Source organism: Streptomyces sp. NPDC056948, assembly GCF_042674225.1.
Lineage (GTDB): Bacteria > Actinomycetota > Actinomycetes > Streptomycetales > Streptomycetaceae > Streptomyces > Streptomyces purpurascens.
Window position 1 is genome coordinate 1 of sequence record NZ_JBHUQX010000679.1, and the last position, 3,037, is coordinate 3,037.

General features: G+C 69.8%; 3 protein-coding genes. 2 read left to right on the plus strand and 1 reads right to left on the minus strand.

Annotated features, from left to right (window positions below; all coding sequences use genetic code 11):
* Positions 1-40 precede the first annotated feature (40 nt).
* Positions 41-1,636: a sugar ABC transporter ATP-binding protein gene (locus ACFTZL_RS43400; RefSeq protein WP_382595701.1), complete on the plus strand. Its 1,596-nt coding sequence runs from the start codon at positions 41-43 to the stop codon at positions 1,634-1,636.
* A complete protein-coding gene (locus ACFTZL_RS43405; protein WP_382595704.1) occupies positions 1,633-2,661 on the plus strand; it encodes an ABC transporter permease in 1,029 nt (342 codons plus the stop codon). The genes ACFTZL_RS43400 and ACFTZL_RS43405 overlap by 4 nt, the downstream gene beginning before the upstream one ends.
* A 121-nt stretch (positions 2,662-2,782) precedes the next feature.
* On the opposite strand, the gene ACFTZL_RS43410 is transcribed toward ACFTZL_RS43405, so the two are convergent.
* On the minus strand, positions 2,783-3,037 hold a 255-nt coding region (locus ACFTZL_RS43410; protein ID WP_382595707.1), incomplete at its 5' end, for an FCD domain-containing protein.

Here is a 3,037-nt window from a genome sequence, read left to right on the forward strand (position 1 = left end):
CCCTTGCCCACCGCACGACGGCTTCGAGGTGAACCGACACATGACCAGAGCGCCTGATCCGAACAACCACCTGAGCCTCGCCGGCGGTCCTGCCACGGCCCCGTCCCCGGCGGCATCCGTCGGCGTGGCCGGGGTGGTCAAACGGTTCGGCGCCGTCCAAGCGCTGGGCGGCGTCTCGATCGACTTCCCCGGCGGCAGGGTCACCGCCTTGATGGGCGAGAACGGCGCCGGGAAGTCCACCCTGCTGAAGATCCTCACCGGTGACCATCAGCCGACCGAGGGCCAGGTCGTCGTGGACGGCGAGCGCGTCGCACTGGACTCCCCCGCCGATGCCCGCGCCGCGGGCATCCGGATCATCCCGCAGGAGCCGGAGATCATCCCGCACATCTCGGTCGCCGAGAATGTCTACGCCGGCTCACTGCCCCGTCGGCGCGGACGGCGGTTCGACCGGGCCGAACTGCGCCGCCGGATCGAGGCGGACCTGGAGCGGCTCGGGTTCGCCGGCGTCCTCGATCCCGGGCTGCTGGGCTCCCAGCTCACTCCGGCACAGCGTCAACTCGTCGAGATCATGCGGGCGTTGACGGGAGACACGCAGGCGCGGCTGATCGCCTTCGACGAGCCGACCTCCTCGCTGTCCGAGCACGAGGTCGAGGCGCTCTTCGCACTGATCCGCCGGCTGCGGGACCAGGGCATCGCGGTCGTGTACGTCTCCCATCGGATGCAGGAGATCTTCCAGCTCGCCGACCGGATCGCCGTACTGCGCGACGGCGCTCTCGCCGGCGTCCAGGACGCACACGCCACCGACGAGGGCGAACTCGTACGCCTCATGGTCGGCCGCGATCTGACCACGATGTTCTCCCGCGAGCGCGTCACCCCCGGCCGCCTGGTCCTGGACGTCCAGGGGGTCACCACCGACGACGTCACCGGCATCGACCTCCGGGTGCACGCCGGCGAGGTGGTCGGACTGGCCGGGCTCATCGGGGCGGGACGGTCGGAGCTGGCCCTGGCCCTCGCCGGTGACCTGCCCGTCCACAGCGGCGTCATCACCCTGGACGGCCGGCACCTGCGGCCGGGCAGGCCCGGCGAGGCCATCCGGGCGGGTCTCGGCCTGGCCCCGGAGGAGCGCAAGGCGCAGGCTCTGTTCCTGCACCGCTCGATCCGCGACAACACCTCCACGGTGGTCCTGGACCGGCTGCGCCATTTCCGCTTCGTGCGACGGGGCGCGGAGCGGCGGCTGGCACAGCAGTACGTGGACCGGCTGCGGGTGCGCACCCCCTCGATCGAGCACGAGGTGCGCAAGCTGTCCGGAGGCAATCAGCAGAAGGTCGTGCTGGCGCGATGGCTGGCCCGTAAGCCGAAGGTGCTGATCCTCGACGAGCCCACGCGCGGCATCGACGTCGGCGCGAAGGCGGAGATCTACCAGATCATCGCCGACCTGGCCGGGGAGGGCGTGGCTCTGCTGGTCATCTCCTCCGAGCTGCCCGAACTCCTCGGTCTCGCCGACCGCGTCGTCGTGATGCAGTCAGGCCGGATCACCGGCGAACTCAACCGCGACGAAGCCACCGAAGAATCCATACTCGCCCTCGCGATGGCGGACGACATCGTCGGCGCCGACGCCTCTGGAGCATCCTCATGAGCATCACCGGCACCTCCCCGCACATCAAGAACGCGGAAACCCCCGAGCCCCCGCGGCCGAGGCGGTTCGCGGGCCTCGGTGGACAGAACGTCAGCCTCATCGGCGCCCTGGTGTTCGTACTCGTCCTGTTCGGCCTCCTCAACGACAACTACCTGAGCCTGTCCAACATGCAGGTGATCGCGGAGGCCGCCACCATCACGGGGCTGCTCGCCATCGTGCAGACCGTCGTGATCATCTGTGGCGGGCTGGACATCTCGGTCGGCTCCCAGGTCGGCGTGGCCTCCGTCGTCAGCGCCATGGTCTTCACCACCACCGGCTCCAACGCCTTCGTCGGCATGCTGGCCGCGATCGGCGTCGGCCTGCTGGTGGGTCTGCTCAACGGAATCGTCATCGTCTACGGCCGGGTCAACCCCACCATCGCGACGCTCGCCGGACTCGCCGCCTACAAGGGCCTCGCGCAGCTGCTGTCCGACGGGCGGGCCCAGGGCTACGTCCTCAACGACGGTGTCTTCGTCTTCCTGGGCCGCGGCAAGATCGCCGGGCTGCCGGTGATGGTCTGGATCCTGGTCGTCACCGCCCTCGCGGTCCATCTGCTGCTCAAGTACACCGACATCGGCCGCAACCTCTATGCCATCGGCGGCAACGACACCGCTGCCCGCCTCGCCGGCATCGGCATCAACAAGTACCTGGTCTTCGTCTACGCCCTCATCGGCGTGGTGTGCGCCGTCGCCGGCGTTCTGCTGACCGCCCGCACCGGCTCCGGCCAGCCCGTCTCCGGCAGCGAGGGCCTGGAACTCAAGGCGATCACCGCGGCGGCTCTCGGCGGCTGCGCCCTCAAGGGCGGCAAGGGCGGGATCGGCGGCACCCTCCTCGCCGTCGCGCTGCTCGGCTGCCTGGAGAACGGCCTGACCGTGGAGGGCATCAACTCCTTCTGGCAGAACGTGGCCCAGGGCGCCCTGCTGGTGGTGGCCGTCGTCATCCAGCAGCGCCGTAGCGGCGAACGAGCCGTCGGACTGCCCCACTGACCGGTTCGGTTCGGTCCGTTCGACGGCCCCGATTCAGCCTTCCGACAGGCTCGGTGCCACGCGTATCCCCGGGGACCGCACGTCCCCGGGGATCAGCGCGTTCCGGAATGCCCGGACTCCCTCAGGCGCTCTCCACCTCATGGCGCGCCTGCGACACGGTGTGGGTGCGCGCCGCTTCGGCCGCCGCGGCGGGGTCGCCGGTGCGCAAAGCATCGATGATGGCGTCGTGTTCCTCGATCACGGCACGCCAGTTGACCGGATCGGTCGGCGCGACGATGCGATAGCGCCGGATGGTCATGAGCAGCTGCTCGGTCAGTTCACCGAAAATGCGGTATCCGGTTGCTGCGGCGAGCGCTCGGTGGAAGTCCGTGTTGAG